Genomic DNA, 261 nt, shown 5'->3' with positions numbered 1-261 from the left:
TGTCTCGTCCTAAATAACCGATACAGATTATTGAAGGATTAAATTTATTACTTAAAGCTCAACGATTCTAGCATCGTTGAGCTTTTTTGATTTGTACTGTTTTCTTTTGAGTTTATCCTGTTTATGCATCTGTTGTGGTTTGAGCATGTGATTGGATAGGTGTGGTCTAAAATTGTTGTATATCTCAATAGCATCTTTGATGAGCTTTTTCTTTAGTTCTAGGTCTTTGATATCTCTCGCTATATCGAACTCTTGTTTGAG

General features: G+C 33.7%; 1 pseudogene. It reads right to left on the bottom strand.

The features are described 5' to 3' along the window. Positions 1 to 51: 51 nt before the first annotated feature. A pseudogene (locus IQ282_RS00125) lies at positions 52 to 261 on the bottom strand (hypothetical protein); the annotation flags it as partial.

Origin of the sequence: Nonlabens antarcticus (assembly GCF_015356755.1) — a bacterium.
Lineage (GTDB): Bacteria > Bacteroidota > Bacteroidia > Flavobacteriales > Flavobacteriaceae > Nonlabens > Nonlabens antarcticus.
Note: the sequence above shows the minus strand (reverse complement) of the source record. Positions and strands in the feature narration are given on the sequence as shown.